Annotated in this window: 20 protein-coding genes; 14 read left to right on the plus strand and 6 right to left on the minus strand. The window is 60.4% G+C overall.

The genetic code is table 11. The annotated features are described in order from the left end of the window. The first annotated feature begins 30 nt into the window (after positions 1-30). Genes ACYVIT_RS02980 through ACYVIT_RS02990 form a run of 3 tightly spaced genes read left to right on the plus strand, consistent with a single transcriptional unit; the run spans position 31 to position 3,113 of the window. Positions 31-864 (plus strand): CoA transferase subunit A, encoded by an 834-nt coding sequence (locus ACYVIT_RS02980; RefSeq protein ID WP_415805467.1) that lies wholly within the window; start codon positions 31-33, stop codon positions 862-864. Then, a complete protein-coding gene (locus tag ACYVIT_RS02985) occupies positions 857-1,591 on the plus strand; it encodes a CoA-transferase subunit beta (protein WP_415805466.1) in 735 nt (244 codons plus the stop codon). Before ACYVIT_RS02980 ends, ACYVIT_RS02985 begins: the two co-directional genes overlap by 8 nt. A 22-nt stretch (positions 1,592-1,613) precedes the next feature. Next, entirely contained in the window at positions 1,614-3,113 is a 1,500-nt protein-coding gene (locus ACYVIT_RS02990) for a class I adenylate-forming enzyme family protein (RefSeq protein WP_415805465.1), read from the plus strand. 47 nt (positions 3,114-3,160) lie between these two features. On the opposite strand, the gene ACYVIT_RS02995 is transcribed toward ACYVIT_RS02990, so the two are convergent. Continuing rightward, positions 3,161-3,910, minus strand: coding sequence for an IclR family transcriptional regulator (locus tag ACYVIT_RS02995; RefSeq protein ID WP_415805464.1), 750 nt, complete (start codon positions 3,908-3,910; stop codon positions 3,161-3,163). 231 nt (positions 3,911-4,141) lie between these two features. On the opposite strand from ACYVIT_RS02995, the gene ACYVIT_RS03000 reads away from it, so the two are divergent. The 6 genes from ACYVIT_RS03000 to ACYVIT_RS03025 all read left to right on the plus strand — a co-directional run bounded on the left by ACYVIT_RS03000 (position 4,142) and on the right by ACYVIT_RS03025 (position 7,838). Further along, the gene (locus tag ACYVIT_RS03000) at positions 4,142-4,639 is read left to right on the plus strand and encodes an SRPBCC family protein (RefSeq protein ID WP_415805463.1); all 498 of its coding nucleotides are present in this window, start codon (positions 4,142-4,144) and stop codon (positions 4,637-4,639) included. After that, positions 4,636-4,989, plus strand: coding sequence for an ArsR/SmtB family transcription factor (locus ACYVIT_RS03005; protein WP_415805462.1), 354 nt, complete (start codon positions 4,636-4,638; stop codon positions 4,987-4,989). Before ACYVIT_RS03000 ends, ACYVIT_RS03005 begins: the two co-directional genes overlap by 4 nt. A gap of 108 nt (positions 4,990-5,097) precedes the next feature. Next, entirely contained in the window at positions 5,098-5,886 is a 789-nt protein-coding gene (locus ACYVIT_RS03010) for an AadA family aminoglycoside 3''-O-nucleotidyltransferase (RefSeq protein WP_415805625.1), read from the plus strand. A gap of 70 nt (positions 5,887-5,956) precedes the next feature. Continuing rightward, positions 5,957-6,241, plus strand: a complete 285-nt coding sequence (locus ACYVIT_RS03015) for a hypothetical protein (protein WP_415805461.1) — start codon at positions 5,957-5,959, stop codon at positions 6,239-6,241. Positions 6,242-6,244: 3 nt separating this feature from the next. Beyond that, positions 6,245-7,081 (plus strand): DUF2243 domain-containing protein, encoded by an 837-nt coding sequence (locus ACYVIT_RS03020; RefSeq protein WP_415805460.1) that lies wholly within the window; start codon positions 6,245-6,247, stop codon positions 7,079-7,081. Between the two features lie 115 nt (positions 7,082-7,196). Beyond that, positions 7,197-7,838: an aspartate/glutamate racemase family protein gene (locus ACYVIT_RS03025; RefSeq protein ID WP_415805459.1), complete on the plus strand. Its 642-nt coding sequence runs from the start codon at positions 7,197-7,199 to the stop codon at positions 7,836-7,838. A gap of 18 nt (positions 7,839-7,856) precedes the next feature. On the opposite strand, the gene ACYVIT_RS03030 is transcribed toward ACYVIT_RS03025, so the two are convergent. Next, positions 7,857-9,338 (minus strand): MFS transporter, encoded by a 1,482-nt coding sequence (locus tag ACYVIT_RS03030; protein WP_415805458.1) that lies wholly within the window; start codon positions 9,336-9,338, stop codon positions 7,857-7,859. Between the two features lie 193 nt (positions 9,339-9,531). On the opposite strand from ACYVIT_RS03030, the gene ACYVIT_RS03035 reads away from it, so the two are divergent. Further along, on the plus strand, positions 9,532-10,335 hold the full coding sequence (locus tag ACYVIT_RS03035; RefSeq protein WP_415805457.1) for a helix-turn-helix transcriptional regulator: 804 nt from the start codon (positions 9,532-9,534) through the stop codon (positions 10,333-10,335). A 35-nt stretch (positions 10,336-10,370) separates the two neighbouring features. Here ACYVIT_RS03035 and ACYVIT_RS03040 read toward each other — a convergent pair whose 3' ends face one another. The 4 genes from ACYVIT_RS03040 to ACYVIT_RS03055 all read right to left on the minus strand — a co-directional run bounded on the left by ACYVIT_RS03040 (position 10,371) and on the right by ACYVIT_RS03055 (position 13,436). Next, on the minus strand, positions 10,371-10,820 hold the full coding sequence (locus tag ACYVIT_RS03040; protein ID WP_415805456.1) for a PA2169 family four-helix-bundle protein: 450 nt from the start codon (positions 10,818-10,820) through the stop codon (positions 10,371-10,373). Between the two features lie 84 nt (positions 10,821-10,904). After that, positions 10,905-11,813 (minus strand): AlkA N-terminal domain-containing protein, encoded by a 909-nt coding sequence (locus tag ACYVIT_RS03045; protein WP_415805455.1) that lies wholly within the window; start codon positions 11,811-11,813, stop codon positions 10,905-10,907. A gap of 7 nt (positions 11,814-11,820) precedes the next feature. Further along, on the minus strand, positions 11,821-12,624 hold the full coding sequence (locus ACYVIT_RS03050; RefSeq protein ID WP_415805454.1) for an IclR family transcriptional regulator: 804 nt from the start codon (positions 12,622-12,624) through the stop codon (positions 11,821-11,823). Beyond that, positions 12,621-13,436, minus strand: coding sequence for an HAD-IIB family hydrolase (locus ACYVIT_RS03055; protein WP_415805453.1), 816 nt, complete (start codon positions 13,434-13,436; stop codon positions 12,621-12,623). The genes ACYVIT_RS03050 and ACYVIT_RS03055 overlap by 4 nt, the downstream gene beginning before the upstream one ends. Before the next feature lie 158 nt (positions 13,437-13,594). Here ACYVIT_RS03055 and ribBA point away from each other — a divergent pair, with 158 nt between their 5' ends. From ribBA to thiL, 4 genes are all read left to right on the plus strand, one after another. Beyond that, on the plus strand, positions 13,595-14,776 hold the full coding sequence (gene ribBA, locus ACYVIT_RS03060) for a bifunctional 3,4-dihydroxy-2-butanone-4-phosphate synthase/GTP cyclohydrolase II (protein WP_415805452.1): 1,182 nt from the start codon (positions 13,595-13,597) through the stop codon (positions 14,774-14,776). A 3-nt stretch (positions 14,777-14,779) separates the two neighbouring features. Continuing rightward, the gene (gene ribH / locus ACYVIT_RS03065) at positions 14,780-15,289 is read left to right on the plus strand and encodes a 6,7-dimethyl-8-ribityllumazine synthase (RefSeq protein WP_415805451.1); all 510 of its coding nucleotides are present in this window, start codon (positions 14,780-14,782) and stop codon (positions 15,287-15,289) included. Further along, positions 15,276-15,782 (plus strand): transcription antitermination factor NusB, encoded by a 507-nt coding sequence (nusB, locus tag ACYVIT_RS03070; protein WP_415805450.1) that lies wholly within the window; start codon positions 15,276-15,278, stop codon positions 15,780-15,782. The genes ribH and nusB overlap by 14 nt, the downstream gene beginning before the upstream one ends. Before the next feature lie 63 nt (positions 15,783-15,845). Then, complete coding sequence (gene thiL, locus ACYVIT_RS03075) at positions 15,846-16,811, plus strand: thiamine-phosphate kinase (RefSeq protein WP_415805449.1); 966 nt, start codon at positions 15,846-15,848, stop codon at positions 16,809-16,811. The last annotated feature ends 33 nt before the right edge of the window (positions 16,812-16,844 follow it).

The raw sequence follows: 16,844 nt of genomic DNA on the forward strand, positions 1-16,844 counted from the left end.
GAGCAGCGAGGCTTATCTGGAGTGAGACAAATGACATCAGGCTTTAACCAATCCGGTAAACAGATGGCTTTGGCCGAGCTGGCAGCCAAAATTTCCGACGGCGCGTCAGTGGCGCTGGGCGGCAGTTTTCTGCATCGCGGTCCGTTCGCGTTCGTGCGTGAGCTGATCCGGCAGCAGCGCCGAGATCTGGAGATCATCAAGCAATCCCCAGGGTACGACATTGATATTCTGTGCCGCGCTGGCGTGGCCTCTCGGGCGCGTGCAGGTATCGTCGCGATGGAAGGCAACTTTGGCCTCGCGCCGTGGTATCGCAAGGCGATCGAACGCGGTGAACTCAAACTCGAAGAGCACGCGTGCGCCAGTTTGACCGCCGGTCTGCGTGCGGCCGCTTTCGGTGTGCCGTTTATGCCTTGCGGTGGCCTGCATGGCAGCGATCTTCCTGCCTTGAATAAATGGACATTGCTCGATGACCCGTATGGCAGCGGCGCCAGTACCTATCTGATTCCCGCAGTGAAACCGGACTTCGCGGTGCTGCAGGTTTCTGAAGTCGACCGGCTCGGTAATGCGCGTGTCTATGGCACTGCGCATTGGGACCGCATCATGTCGCGTGCAGCAGGCACTGTACTGGTGGTGGCCGAGAGGCTGGTGGAAACCGCTGTGTTCGAAGACCAGCCAGAGGCGACACTGCTGCCTTATTTCATGGTGGAGGCGTTTACCGTGTTGCCCGGCAGCGCATGGCCCGGCTCTTGCACGCCGTATTACGACATCGACTATCCGGCGGTCGAGCGCTACATGAATAAGGAAGGCTCGCTGGAGGCCCACATGGCCGAAGCCCCCGAGCTCAAGGAGACTCTGCATGTCTGAAGCCTTTTCCCCGTTCGAGCACGTGGTGCTGGGTCTGGCGCGGTTCATCCGTCCGAATGAAATCACCTTCAGCGGTGTGAACTCCACGCCGCCCATGCTGGCCTGCCTGTTGGCCAAGCGCGCCTACGATTTCGATTTCATTTACATCAACGTGGCGGGTGGAGTGGACCCGCGGCCCGATTCGATTCCGATCTCGAGTTCCGACCCGCAGCTTGCGGCACATACCGCATCGATTTTTTCTAACGAAGATTTCTACGACCTGTGTACACGTGGCAAGATGGATCTCACCTTTCTAGGGGCGGCGCAAATCGATGGTGAAGGGTGCGCCAATAATTCTTGCATTGGCGATTGGCATCAGCCCAAGGTGCGTCTGCCCGGCGGTGGCGGCGGTGCGGTGATGCTGCCGACTGCCCGGAGAGCCTGCACGTGGCGTACTGAGCATTCCACGCGGACCTTTGTGCAGAAGCTCGACTTTCGTACTTCCTGGGGCGGCTTTCACGGTGTGGCTACCCCCATTGCCATCTTTATCAAGCGCGACGGCAGGTTGGCTTTGCAGTCGTGGCATCCAGAGTCCAGCCTCGAGGAGGTGCGCGAGCGCACTGCTTTCGACTTCGACGCAACGGGCGCTGAACCTACACCTTTCCCGACAGATGCGGAGCGTGCCGCTTTGGCAGCGCTCGATCCGGACGGCACATTTGAACGCGATGCCAATGTGAAGTTGCGCTGAGACGAGAGCCCGGGGGACAACCATGAATGCGATCTCGAGCCTGCCGCAGGTCTGGCAGTGGGTGTGGCGTGCGCCGGAATTTCAAGACCAGCTTGCGTTGGTCACAGAAGAGCGCAGCTGGACCTATCCGCAACTGGATCACGATGTGCGTGTGCTGGCTGGAGGGCTTCGGCGTGCCGGCGTACAGCAGGGAGACTACGTTGCCTTGGCATTGGAACGCGGCCCCGCGCAAGTGCTGATGTTGCTGGGCTGCATCGCCGCGGGTGCGTGTCCATGTCCGTTGGAACCGCGTATTGCGGCAGAGGAAACTGCGCGCCGCGTGCAGGCGGTGGGGCTGCGTTGGATCGTGCATGACGATGAGAATGCGGCTGGTGCAAAGGCGTCTGGGTTGCCCGCGCGGCATGTGTTGCCATTCGGGGATTTGCAAGGCGCCGCAGCGTTCTGGGCGGAAAATCCCGAACCGGATCAGGTCGCACTATTGCTGTTCACGTCTGGCAGCACTGGCAAACCCAAGGGCGTGCTGCTGGCGCATCGCGGGCTGGCGCTCAACGCCCAGGGCGTCATCGTCCACACGGCGCTGACAGCAGCAGACGTATTGCTTCATCTGATGCCGCTGCACCATACCAATGCCATCAACAATCAAGTCTTTGCGCCGCTGGCCTGCGGGGCGACGATTGCGTTGGCCGATCGCTTTCGCGCCGAGGCCTTGCCTCATGTGTTGTCGCGCTTTCGGCCGACCATCCTCACCGGCGTGCCCACGATGTATGCACGCATGCTGCAGCAAAAAATCTCGCCGGACGCATTCGCTCGCCTGCGGCTGATGCGCTGCGGTTCGGCGCCGATCACACCGGCGCTGCATCGAGAGATCGAGGCCTTCACGGGCTGCGAACTGGTGGTCTCCTATGGTCTATCCGAAGCGACCTGCACGTCCACGATGAATCCGCCAGGCGCGCGCCGCATCGGAAGCGTCGGGACAGTGCTGGCTGGTCAGCAAGTTGCCCTGCTTGATGCCGTTGGTGCGCCTGTGCCGCCAGGAGGCGAGGGCGAGATATGCATCGGCGGCGATGCACTGATGCTGAAGTATCTGGGCCACGATGGGGATGATCCAGTGCGCGATGGCTGGCTGCATACCGGCGATCTCGGCCGTTTCGATGCCGAGGGCTACCTCACGATTACTGGCCGCATCAAGGAGGTGATCATCCGTGGTGGGGAAAATATCTCGCCCAAATTGATCGAGGACGTGTTGGCATCGTTTCCTGGTGTCGCAGCATGTTGCGTCGTGGGTCAGGCAGATGATGATCTCGGGGAAGTGCCCGTGGCCGTGGTTGTGGCGGATGCAAATGCGCCTCTCATCGACGAAGCGGCGCTGCGCGCCACAGTTCAGGAACGGCTCGGTCGTATCTATGTTCCGCAGAACGTGTACCGGTGTGACGCGTTGCCAGAAAATGCGGTGGGCAAGATTGATCGCAAGGCGGTCGCCAAATGGGTGGAAATCCAGCGCCAGACGGCCGTTGTGTTGTGAGGCCAGAGGGGCAGCGACAGCCGACAGGTATGCCGGCCATCTATTCGTCAGGGAGCCTTGTGTCCAAGCGCTGCCGAAATACCAGCAGCACAGGCTTTGACGTCGGCGGCCAGTTCCTTGGCTCGGCCTAACGACAGCCGGTCCAGCGGTCCGGAAATGCCTATCGCGGCCACGACATCGTCCAGGGCGTTGAAGATCGCCACGGCAACGCCGCCCACGCCATCTCGCCATTCTCCCCGGTTCAAGGCATAGCCGACGCGTACTGCACGCCGCAGGTCCTCTTTCAGCAAGGGCAGCGTGGTGATGGTGGCGCCCGTGTGGCGGTTCAGCGATTCTGCGTACGCTTCGAGATAGCCCTCGGGCTGATGGGCGAGCAGTGCCTTGCCCGTGGCCACGGCATACGCGGGCGCCCGGCCCCCGATCATCGAATAGGCACGGATAGGTTGCGGGCTATCGATTTTGTCGATATAGACGACTTCGATGCCGTCGAGCACAGAGAGGTGAACGGTTTCGCCGGTGTCAGCCGCCAGCTTGCGCATGGCCGGGCCCGCGATTCTGCGCAGGTCCAGGTTGCCGAGCTGGCGCGCAGCGAGTTCAAACAGGCGGATGCCGCCACGGTAGCCAGTGCCTTCGTCACGCTCGATGTAGCCGGCGTGCATCAGCGTCTGCAACGTCCGGTGTGTATTGCTGCGGGTCAAGCCTACCCGGGCCGCCAGTTCCTCGATCGTGCGCGACGGATGCTCCACGTCGGTAACGGCTTCGAGAACGGTGAGGCCTTTGAGTAGCGTCTTGTCCATGCTAATTTCCTGAATATTGGGAAAACAGGGGCATTTTACACAGGGCGTGTGCGTCACCGAGGCGGCTGAGCGTGCTCCTGGGCGAGGGGACGTAGGCCCTCGCGTGCGGTCGTATCGCGAGCTGGATAGAGTGTCCCATTTGATAGGAACTAAAACTCAAAAGGCGGCGCATATAGAGTTTGCGACGCAGAGCATACGGAGTTATAGTTTATGCAACCTGGAGGTTGCGTAATGAATCCTACCCCTGACTACATCGAAAAGCGAATCGTCTTGCGTGCTCCCCGCGAGCGTGTGTGGCGAGCGGTCACTGAGGCGAAGCAATTCGGCACCTGGTTCGGGGTCGAGTTCGATGGCGAGTTTGCCACCGGGACTCGGCTGACCGGCCGGATCGTCCCGACACAGGTTGACCCCGAGGTCGCCAAGCTGCAGCAACCCTACGTTGGGATCCCGTTCGAATTCCACATTGAGCGGATCGAACCGATGAATCTCTTTTCCTTTCGCTGGCATCCGGGCGCGACGGACCTCAACAAAGACTACTCAGCCGAACCGATGACGCTTGTCGAGTTTCGTCTGCAAGACGTCGAGCAAGGTACGCTGCTGGTGATCCGAGAATCCGGGTTCGACGCCATTCCGCTCGAGCGCCGCGCCGAGGCATTCACGGGCAACGAAGGCGGCTGGACGCATCAGTTGAAGCTCATCGAGAAATACCTGGATCAGTTTTCATCGTGAGCCGTGCGTCGACGGCTGCCGCACAAAGGCTGATCAGTACGGCGCCAGTATTTGCTGCGCTCGGAGATCCGGCACGTCTGCGTATCGTTGCCAAGCTGTGCGACGCAGGTCCGCTATCGATTGCGCTGCTCACGCAGGGCGCGAATATTTCGCGCCAGGCTGTCACAAAGCATCTGCATGCGTTGTCGAACGCAGGCCTGGTACGTAACGAACGAAGCGGTCGCGAAAGCGTGTGGCGGCTCGAGCCCCGGGGGCTGGTGCAAGCTCAACAATATCTCGATCAGATTTCAGCGCAATGGGATCAGGCGCTCGCGAGGCTCTCAGCGTTTGTAGAACGCGACGAATTCTGATTACCGCTTTTTCGCACCGCGTATTCGCTACGCGTGAACTACGGACGTTTGCCGGTGAGCGTTTTCTGCCACGGCCACCATCTGCACTATCACGACGTCATCTTCACTATGTCTATCAAGCTTCCAGAATCCATCGCAGGTCAAGTATCCGCTACGCGTTCAATTTTAGAGAAACACCTGGGCGACAAGCTTCTGGCGATTCACTTGTTTGGCTCTGCAGTGGATGGCGGCTTAAAACCATCCAGCGATATTGACCTGCTGGTTACGGTGAACACAGCGTTGGATGATTCAACGAGAGCCACTTTGATGACCGATCTGTTGTCGGTATCGGCTTTCCCGTGTACCGATGCGGCACTGCGGGCGCTAGAGGTGACCATACTGGCCCAAGCAGACGTGAACCCGTGGCGATATCCGGCGCAGCGGCAAATGCAATTCGGTGAATGGTTACGTGACGATATCAAGGCTGGCGTTATTGAGCCGGCGATGATGGACCATGACCTGGCGATCTTGTTGACCAAGGTGCGGCGGCATAGCGTGCCCCTGTACGGTCCCGCAGCCCAGGAATTTTTCGACGAAATCCCTCTCCGCGATGTGCAGCGTTCGCTATCAGACACCTTGGCGCTCTGGAACACCGAGGCAGATTGGGAGGGCGATGAAAGAAACATTGTCCTGGCCTTGGTGCGCATTTGGTACACAGCGATGACGGGAGATATCGCATCGAAAGATGCCGCAGCTGACTGGGCCCTACAGCGTTTGCCAATCGAGCACCAGCAAATCGTCATGGCTGCGAGAGATGCATACCTCGCATCAGGGACAGATAATCTCGCCGCCTATCCACGAGAGCGCGCAGAATTGCTGAACCACATCCGTTCTAGCGTGATAGCGAAATTGCAATAGAGGAAGTGACGGGGTGCAAATAGGCACGCCGCTTGCTGCGCTGTACTCCTAGCCATAAACGGAGACAGCCATGCAATCATCAAAGCATAACGGCCCGCCACACCACAGGCAGCCTGCGACGCCCGAACCCGGTAGCGAGTCGCAGGTAGATATTGCGTCTCGCGTGCAGGGTGGCCTGAAGAAATCGAACGAACAACGCGAGCCTGAAAAGCGGACATCGCCCACTGGCCACAAGGCGACGGAGTTCGACGGTTCACCAAACCCCCGAGCAGACGAAGACTCCGGCGTCTTCAAGCCCGCGGACGAGACGCCAGCCGTGATGCCCAAGCGCAGTGGTCCGAAGAACCAGGAGTGACGCGTGGACATCTCATCTACTGCGGATGCTTCCGATCGCCGTGTGCGTCGCGCCGGTTACCTCCTGGGATTTGCCATGGGAGGCTTTTTCGACGGCATTCTGCTGCACCAGATCCTGCAGTGGCATCATTTGCTGTCTGCAATCCAGGCTGGAATCTTGAGAGACTTGCGCGTGCAGGTGGCGGTCGATGGCATGTTTCATGCGCTGATGTATGTGCTGGCCGCCGCCGGTTTGTGGGTCCTGTTCCGGCTGCGGGGCAGTTCACCGGCGGTGTCGCTTCGTCCGTTATGGCCGGCATTCTGGATGGGGTTCGGCGCTTGGCATATCGTCGATGCCGTGTTCTCTCATTGGGTCACCGGTATCCACCGCATCCGAATGGATTCCGATATGCCGCTGGTCTGGGATGTCGCATGGCTGGTGGTTTTCGGATTGGTGCCGTTCTTCTTCGGTTGGCGTGGCCGTTCCAAGGGCGGCGGATCAATGGAGTCGGGTCAGGTAGCCATTGGTTTCCTGATCGTCGTGCTGGGCGGGGCGGCTGCGGCCAATCTCTTTCCACTGCGCGGTGACAATGGCACGACGGTGGTGGCGCTGCGTCCAAATGCCTCGGCCGCAGGCTTGCTGCAGGCCTTGGACGGAACCGACGCTCGCATCGTTTGGACGGACCGTGCTGGCGGCGTGTGGGTGGTCCGGAATCTATCGTTCCGACAGAGCTTCGCGTTATACGGATCCGGTGCGCTCTACGTTAGCGGGACAACCGCGCCAGCGGGCTGCTCGGTGTGGTTGCAAACGACGGGCGAAAGGCCTGCATTCTCGACACAGCAGCCGGCTGCGCCGATCTAATTTCCGGACCTGTTCTCTACCGGGTACTGGCAATACCGGTATTTCGAATTGTCTTGTTGCGATATCGGACAGCTACAACAATGCTGCCTGCCATCGTACGTTAGAGGACTACCGGATGCGAATTTCTTTTTTGCACACCATTGAAAGTAACCAGGCTGTTTTCGCAAACGCGGCTGCGCAAGCTGGATTGTCTGCGACGCAGTTGCGCCATATTGTCCGCTCGGATTTACGGAAAGCCGTGGACGAAGGGAAAATGTCGGACGACGAAATACACGATCAGATTCGCCGCACGGTGGGGGATTTGGCCAGCACTGCCGACGCGGTGATCGTTACTTGTGCCACGTTAGGCCCCATCGTCGAGGATATTGCTGAGATCGCAGTGCCCATCATCCGAGCCGATGTCGCGCTGGCAGAGGCTGCATCGCGCGGCGGAAGGAATATTGTCGTTCTCTGCGCGGTCGAGTCGACTGTCGAAGCAAATCGAACGTTGTTCGGCCATTACGCTGCCGCAACAGGAGCTCGCATAACGGTGCGGTTGGTGCCCGGCGTTTGGGCGTCGTTCCAGAACGGTGACATCGAAGCATGTCTGCAAGCATGTGCGCAGGCCACACAAGACGCATACGAACAAGGGGCCGATGTGGTGGCTCTGGCGCATCCCTGGATGGCGGCAGCGGCGAGCCTGGTGCAGGGGGCGCGCAAGCCAATGGACGGCGCACGAGCTGCACTGTGCGCCGCAGGCGCCGGCCTGTGCGTCTGACGGGATTTGCCGGAACGGTCATTTCGTCGGGCTATCGCTGATACCGATATGCCGCAACGTGATGGCGGCCAGTCCAGCCAGAATGGCGACGCAGAGGGCGCAGGTTGCTGCCGCCGCATGCACCCCTGTGATGAAAGCGGTTTGCGCTTGTTCCAGCAGGCCGGCCGGCAGCGCCTGCGCCACTGACGTAGCGCCCGCGAGACTGTCCGATGCTGCGTGTCGCACGTCCAGTGCCATCGGTATGTCGATGCGATCAGCGATCTTGATGCGATAGATCGTGGTCGTGAGGCTGCCCAGCATGGCGATGCCCACAGCCAGACCGAGTTCCTGTACCGTTTCTGACATGGCCGATGCGGATCCCGCTTTTTCGGCGGGGGCGGCGCTCACCACCAGATCTGTTCCCAATGCGGCGATAGTGCCCAAGCCCAGATAGACCAGAGCAAAGGATGCCGTTACCAGCTCAATTCCCCGTGATGCGTTATCGAGTTGAGTCAGTAACAGATAGCCCACTACGGATAAACCCAGCGCACCTGCGATCACATTGCCTGGCCGGATTTTTCTCGCAAGCAGTGGCGCCGTGATACCTGCTGCCAGCATGGCAAGCGCAGGCGGCCCCATCCACAACCCTGCTGTGAAAGGCGACAAGCCCACGACCAGCTGCAGATACTGGGTCACCAGCAGCATGGTCCCGCCTACACCAATCAGGCCGACTAATAGCACTACCAGGGCAACGCTGAACGCCCGGTTCGAGAACAGGTCCAGGTCGATCAAAGGACTGCGCAATCGGCGTTGTCGCCGGATGAATAGAATCATGAACACTGACCCGCCTGCTATAGCCCACAGAGCACCGGCCTCTATCCCGTTTTTTGCGAATTGCTTGATGCCGTAAACGATAGGCAGCAATGCAAGCAGCGACAGCGCGACGCTGCCCAGATCCAGACGGCCTTGTTGCGGAGCACGGTACTCCGGCAGGATAAATGGCCCGGCCACCAGCAACATCGCGATGATCGGCAAAGCCACCAGGAATCCTGCGCCCCACCAATAATGTTCAAGCAGAATACCGCCCACGACGGGACCCGCCGCCATGCCCAACGCGAACATGGTCGCCCACACTCCGATGGCCAGTGCACGCTGGTGAGGATGCTGGAACATGTTGCTGATCAACGCCAGTGTCGAAGGCATCAGCGTTGCACCCGCAACACCCAGCACAGCACGCGCAGCAATCAGCATGGCGGCGCTGGTCGAGTATGCCGCCATCACGGAAGCTATTCCAAAAGCAGCTGCACCTACCAAGAGCAATTTTCGCCGCCCGATGCGATCGCCCAATGTTCCCATTGTGATGAGCAGGCCGGCGATCATGAAACCATAGGAATCGACTATCCAGAGTGTTTGGGCACTAGTCGGACGCAAATCGAGTGCGAGTGCTGGCAGCGCCAGGTGCAGCAGCGTCAAGTCCATTCCGAGCAGGATGGTCGGTAGCGCCAGCAACGCCAGTCCCACCCACTCTCGGCGACCGGCGCGTTTCTCGGCAGTATTTGTTTGCGTTTGAGGTCTTTCGCTAATGAGCGTTGAATCGCCACATGCTTGCACAATGCTTCTCCGGGTTCACTGATCAGGCTGTCGGAGTGCATTCTCAACGCGATATGATCCCATTACAATTTAAGCATTTATCCTATTACTAACGGCAACAGCCATGATCGAGCGTAGCCTTAGCCGTACCAAGACTGAACTATCGGAATTTCTGACCCGGCATCGCAAGAAACTGACGCCGGCCGACGTGGGTCTGCCATCGCACGGCTCACGCCGGACCCCGGGCCTGCGTAGAGAAGAAGTCGCCGCGCTGGCTGGTGTCGGGCTCACCTGGTACACGTGGTTCGAGCAGGGGCGCGACATTCAGGTGTCAGAAAAATTTTTGCTGAGTGTGGCTTATGCGCTCAAGCTCGACGATGCCGAATGCAGCCATCTGTTTCTGCTGGCTCACCAGCGCCCGCCGCCACCGCAAGCCCATCAACTGACATCGGTCACGCCGCTGATCCAACAGTTGATGGACGATCTGACGGCCAGGCCCGCCTATGTGCTCAATTTGCGTTGGGACGTTGTTGCCTGGAATGCAGCGGCTGAAGATTTGTTCGGCTTTCGCGTACGTGAGCGTGAAGCCCGCAATATTCTGCATATGGTGTTTGCCGATCCCGATATACGGCGGCGCCTCCCTGCGTGGCGGGACGATGCACCAAAATTGCTGGCGCAGTTCCGGTATGACTTCGCCGTTGCGCCGAACGATCCGCCTATGTTGGCATTGGTGGAGAGCCTCAAGGCGTTGTCAGCCGAGTTTCGGCGCTGGTGGGACACCCCCGACAGTGAGCAAGCGCGGCGTGGACTCAGATTGGTGATGACTGGTGACGGCGAGCGAAAAAATTTCCGCCATGAGACGCTTGTGGTGGACGAGCACCGGCATCTCCGGATGGTTGTGTATTTTGCCGAACCGGCGGACCGCTGAAAAAAACGCCCGGCAATGGCCGGGCGCACATGACATTATGTCGCGTCTTTGTAGCGATTGCGCAGATCGCGGATCTGATCGTGGTTGCGCAGCACGCCCTGATACTGACGCTCAACGAGGGCGCGTATTTCTTCTGGCAGCGCTTCCTTCAGCGCGTCGTTGTACTGGGACTTTGCGACATCTTCACCGCGTTCGCATTCCTCGAGGATGGAGGCGTCGCTGCGGCCGGTGACGGCGGCTTTCAGGTTCGTCCACCCCCGGTGCATGGCGCCAGCCACTGTGCCGCTGTCTTCGGGCTTGCCACCCAGTTGAACGACGACGGTTTGCAACTCGGCAGCCCCGGACGCGCAATCGCGCGCACGGTCCCTGAATAGCGTTTGCAGTTCGGGGTTCTTGGTGTCCTCGGCGGCGGCGGTAAAGCCTTTTTCGCCGTTCTTGGAAGTTTCAATAAGGTTGTTCAATACCTTGACGACATGATCAGCCATGCTTTTCTCCATAACGGTTAACACACCCAGGGCGAAATGCCCCACTTGTCGTCATGGCTCAGCAAGTACTGTGCCTGATCCGTTTCAATGCAGAGAATTCCACAGATTGACCGTGGCGTAGCTACGCCACGGACGCCAACCGTTTGCAAGCTCGACGATCTGCTTCGGCGTACGCGGCATCAGTGCCTTTTTCACGCCATAATCCGTCGGTAAAAATGCGTCAGGCCACGCCATCGCGCGCATCGCAATGTATTGCGCGGTCCAGGGGCCGATGCCAGGCAGGGCCAGCAATTTCTCGATCTCTTGCTCGGGCTGTGCGCCAGTGCCAAAGTCGATCTCGTTTCCGGCCAGCGCCCGTGCGAGCGCGAGAATCGTTCTGGCGCGCGTGCGTATGATGCCGAGCGGACCGAGATGGCTCTCGATGTCTCCGTCCAGGGACAGTATGCGTTGCGGCGCAGGAAACGCATGGGACAAGCCTGCAATGCCAGTCTGCACAGGCGTGCCATACTGACTCACCACACGGCTTGCCAGTGTGCGCGCTGCGCCTACAGTGATTTGCTGCCCCAGCACCGCCCGCACCGCCATTTCAAAGGAATCAAAACAGCCTGGCAACCGCGTCCCCAGCACCTGTAGCCCCGGCGCCAAGTCGTTCATCACGCGCAGTCCTTCATCGACGGCTACGGGATCGCAATCCAGGTCAAAGAGATGGCGCACCCGCGCCAGCACTTGCGGCAGAACGGGCTGCAGTGAGACTGAGGCTTCGACATTGAGCGCGTGTTTTTGCGGCAGATGGCTCACGCGTATCCATCCCGAGTGCATTTTTCCGTCGAGTCCAGTCAGCGCTACAGCACGTCCGTACGTATTCGACTCGATGCTCTCTATGCCAGGGATGGCGCGCGCCGCCAGAAACGCCAACATGGCGTCCCATTGATAGGGCGGACGGTATTCCAACGCCTGGTGGACTTGCTCCGCAGCATTGCGGTGTTGCCTCATGCGGTGCCTATTTCCGATATCCCAGTTTCCGCGAAATTTCGCTTGCGCAGGCCAGCAATGGCTTTGCAATGGCCCCATCCCACGCTACATCAAATAGTCCCGACGGTCCCAGACACGTCAACGCCAACGTCACGTTCCCCGTGTTATCAAACACGGGTACTGACAACGCATCCACACCTGGCAAGGGATTGCCAATCGCACGCGCCATTCCGTGCACGCGAATGTCCGCCAAGCGTGCCTCCACATCTGCATAAGTCACCGTGCGAGGCGGTTCTTGGCCCGCGATGACCGCGGTGTCGCCTGCCTCACGCTGGATATAGTGTTCGGCGACTTTGGGCGGCAGCCATGCGGCAAATACCAAGCCCGTCGCCGTATGCAGCATGGACATGACCGTGCCCTTGCGCATGTTCACATGCACCGGATAACTGGCCTCGGTCATATGAATCATCGTGGGACCATGCGAGCCCAATACGGCAATACCTAACGTGTGCCCGATACTTGATTGCAGTTCTGCAATCTCGGGCAAGGCAACGCGCACCGGATCCAATCGCTGCAAACTGACCAGCCCCATCTGCAGCGCGAACGGTCCCAATTCATATTGACCGGTAATTCCATCCTGTTGTACCAGACCGACGCGAGTGAAACTGACTAAATATGGATGCGCTTTCGCTGAGGTCATGCCTGCCGCTGCGGCCAGATCGCGCAAAGTCAGAGGCTTGCCGGCATCCACTAACGCAGCCAGCAAGGGAAAGCCGACCTCCACAGATTGAATGCTCCGCCGCCCATCGTTAGGCTTGGACGCTGCCGTCATGCTCGCTGCCCCTGTGCGGCGCGAGCTTGCAGTAGACGTTCAGCCATTTCCACGAATCCGCCGCCTCCGTGACGCGCCGCCACGTAGGCCGGCTGATGCGTCAGCCGGTGCAGCAGCGCCTGTATGTTGGCCACGCCGACGGAAATCGGGAAAAACTGGAACATGGGCTCGTCGTTGGGCGAGTCTCCGATAAACAGGCAGTCAGACAGCACTTGATCAATATTCAGATCGAGTTCGCGTTCAAACAGGGTGCGCGTCATGCTGAGTTTGTCGTAGTCCCCAAACCAGCCGTTGACGTGAATCGAGCTCACCTTGGCCTGCGCGCCGGCCTGTTGAAAAATGTTCACGATCTGGCTGATGGCTTCATCAGGCAGGGCGGGGACGTCTTCGCAAAAATCGATCGCCAGGTCGGCCACCCGGTAATCCTGATCACTGGCGACCGCCGTACCCGGCACCTCGCGCAGTACCCGGTCACGAATCGCATTGAGTTGTTCACGGCCTGCCGCGCGGGTTTGCGCATCGGCCCAGTAATGGCTTTTCATACGCCGCGCGCCGCGATCGTAGGCGTAATAAAACGCCCCGTTCTCGCCCACCACGGCGCGCACCGGCCACATCCGGGCAATATGGTCGCACCAGCCCGCCGGGCGGCCCGTGATCGGGATGACTTGAATCCCGGCGGCATCCAGGCGCTCCAGCGCGTGATAGGCCTCGGCCGGCAGACGGCCCTCGGTGGTCAGGGTGTCGTCGATATCGGTCAGTACGATTTGCACGGCTGCGGCAATGGAGGCGGGGAGGGACGCTAAGTCTTGCATGGCTGTTTTGTCTGATTTCTGATGAGTTTTTCTGATGGCAGTGTACCGTTCGGGGACGCACTCGGGCAGGGGGCGGGGCCTTTGTCACGGGGGCTGGCCCCCGGCGGCCCCAAGGGCAGGTAAAATCACGGTTTTCCCCAGCCGGTTTCCCTGACGTCATGTCCGCCCCGCTTGCCTCCGTTTCCCCTGACACCGTACCCGAATCCTTTGGTATTGCGTCTGTCGCAGAGATCATCGCCGAGCTGCGCGCCGGCCGCATTGTCATCCTGGTCGACGAAGAAGACCGCGAAAACGAAGGTGACTTGGTCATGGCGGCCGAGTTTGTAACGCCCGAGGCGATCAATTTCATGGTCACCCATGGCCGCGGGCTGGTTTGTCTGACACTGACCGAAGAGCGCTGCCGCCAACTCGAGCTGCCCCTGATGGCCAGCCGCAACGGCACGCGATACGGCACGAATTTCACCCAATCCATCGAGGCCGCCGTCGGCGTGGAAACCGGGATTTCGGCTGCTGACCGGGCCCGCACCATCCAGGTTGCCGTGGCACGTGACGCCAAACCCGCCGATCTGGTGCAGCCGGGCCACATTTTCCCGGTGCGTGCCGTGCCCGGTGGTGTGTTGGTGCGCGCGGGCCACACTGAGGCTGGATGCGACCTGACCGCTATGGCCGGCCTGACGCCTGCCGCCGTCATCTGCGAGATTCTCAACCCTGATGGCACGATGGCGCGCCTGCCCGATCTGGTTCAGTTCGCCCGCCAGCACAACCTGAAAATCGGCACGATTGCCGATCTGATCCAATACCGCAGCGAGCACGAGTCCGTGGTCAAGCGTGTGGGCGAGCGCGCCATGCAGACCGCCTGGGGCGAATTCCGCGCGGTGGCCTACCAGGATACCGCCAGTGGCTCGGCCCATCTGGCCCTGGTGCACGGCGATATCGATCCGCAGCGTGAAACCCTGGTGCGCGTGCACGAGCCCGCGTCCATTCTCGATGCCCTGGATACCGGCAATACCCCCCACAGCTGGGGCGTAGGCCGCGCGTTGCAAGCCATCGCCAAGACGCCCGCTGGCGTCGTGGTCCTGATGAATTGCCAATCTTCTACTGAACACCTGTTCCAACAAATCGCGGGTTGGGCCGGTAACGCCCAGCAAACCGGCACCGATGGCGGCGATCGCTACGGGTTGCGCACCTATGGTATCGGCGCTCAGATCCTGCGTGATCTGAACGTCGGCCAGATGCGTTTGCTGGCGCGTCCACGCAAAATGCCCAGCATGGCCGGCTTCTCGCTGACCGTTACGGGTTACGATTGCGACCCTTCAACCCCCGCCACTTCACAAGGCTGACAAATGAATCCCTACATCCTTACCCCTGATCTGAATGGCGAAGGGCTGCACATCGGTATCGTGCGCGCTCGCTTTAACGAGGAAATCGGCCAGGCCGAGCTCGACGCTTGCCTGCAGCAATTGGCCGAGCAGGGCGTGGACGAGCGCGACGTCATGGTCGCGACGGTGCCTGGTGCGCTCGAGCTGGGCGTCGCGTTGTCGCACATGGCCGAGACATTCGAGTTCGACGCATTGATCGCCCTCGGTGCGGTCATTCGCGGCGAAACCTACCATTTTGAAGTCGTCAGCAACGAAATGGCCACCGCCATTTCCCGCATTTCCCTGGAAACGGGCATCCCCGTGGCCAATGGCGTTCTGACCGTCGACACCGACGAGCAGGCGCAGGCCCGCGCGGCCGGCAAGGGCCGCGACTGCGCCCTGGTTGCTGTGGAAATGGCCAACCTGGTCGCGGCGCTGGAGCCCGAAGAGGACGACGAGGACGAAGACGAGGAAGAAGATTTTGACAACGAATAAACCGACCGCCGCGGATAGCGCTGCCCAGGCACGCGCCAACGCCCGCAGCGCCCGCCGTCGCGCCCGTGAGTTTGCTTTGCAGGGCGTGTATGCGTGGCTGCTCCGTGGCGGCGAAGGCACGCAGGACGCTGGCGAGATCGACGCGCACTTGCGCGATGCTGACGATTTTTCCGAGGCGGACGCACAGTGGTTCAAGACCTTGCTGCACGGCGTGTTTCGCGAGGCGCCCAGCTTGCGTGAGCGTTTTACGCCGTATATCGACCGTCCGTTGAACGAGCTGTCGCCGGTCGAACATGGCATTTTGCTGATCGGCAGCTTCGAGCTGGTGCATCACGTCGAGGTTCCCTACAAGGTCGCCATCAACGAGGCCGTCGAGTTGGCCAAGTCGTTCGGCGGCACGGATGGCTTCAAGTTCGTCAACGGCGTGCTCGATAAGCTCGCCGCCGACGTGCGTACCACCGAAGTCCAGGCGGCCGCCGCTCAGCGCCGCTAAGGCGGGAGCTAAAGCTTGCGGCGCTTGAGGCAGCCGTAGGCGCAGCGTGGGGGGCTTTTCTCTTTGTCGTCTGAATTCGATCTGATTGCGCGTTACTTCACGCGGCCCGCGCCTGCGGGCCTGCTTGGGGTGGGCGACGATTGCGCGTTGTTTCCTGTGCCTGCGGGAATGCACATCGCAACCAGCACCGATTTGTTGATCGAGGGGCGGCATTTTTTTTCCGATGTCGATCCACGGGCGCTAGGCCACAAATCGCTGGCCGTGAATCTTTCAGATCTGGCGGCAATGGGCGCCCGTCCTGTCGGTTGTGTTCTCGGATTGGCATTGCCCCAGGCCAACGAGTCCTGGTTGGCGGCGTTCGCGCAGGGTTTCCACGCGCTCGCTGATGCGCATGGCTGTCCCTTGATCGGGGGCGATACGACCCGCAGTTCGCATGATCTGGCGATCAGCGTGACGATTTTTGGCGCGGTTGCCGCCGATCGCGCCCTACGCCGCGATGCGGCGCAGGTGGGCGATGAAATCTGGGTGTCCGGTACGTTGGGTGCTGCAGATGTCGCGTACCGCCTGCTGGATGGTCAATTGCCCGCGGATGCCGCTTTGTTGGCTGCGACGCGTCGGGCGCTCGAATGGCCGGAACCTCGTGTCGCCTTGGGCCTGGGGCTGATTGGCGTGGCGCATGCAGCGATCGATATTTCCGACGGCCTGGTACAAGACTTGGGACATATCCTGTCCGCAAGCCGTGTGGGGGCGCAATTACATTACGATGCGATGCCGGTGGCGCCGGCCTTGCATGGCTTGCCGCCGGCCACCTTGATGCAAGCCGTCCTGGGTGGCGGCGATGTTTACGAACTGTGCTTTACGGCCGCTGCGGACCAACACGAACAGGTCCTCGGTGCTGCGGCCCGCGCGGGTGTTGCTGTGACGAGGGTGGGCCATATCACGCAGGCCCCTGGTATGGTGGTGCTGGACGCAGACGGCCATCCTCTGTCCGCATTGCCGCGCGGCTTTGATCATTTTCCGGTGTCTTGAATCATGCTCGATGCTTCTTCCGATTCGTCGTCC

This window comes from Bordetella muralis, assembly GCF_054781015.1.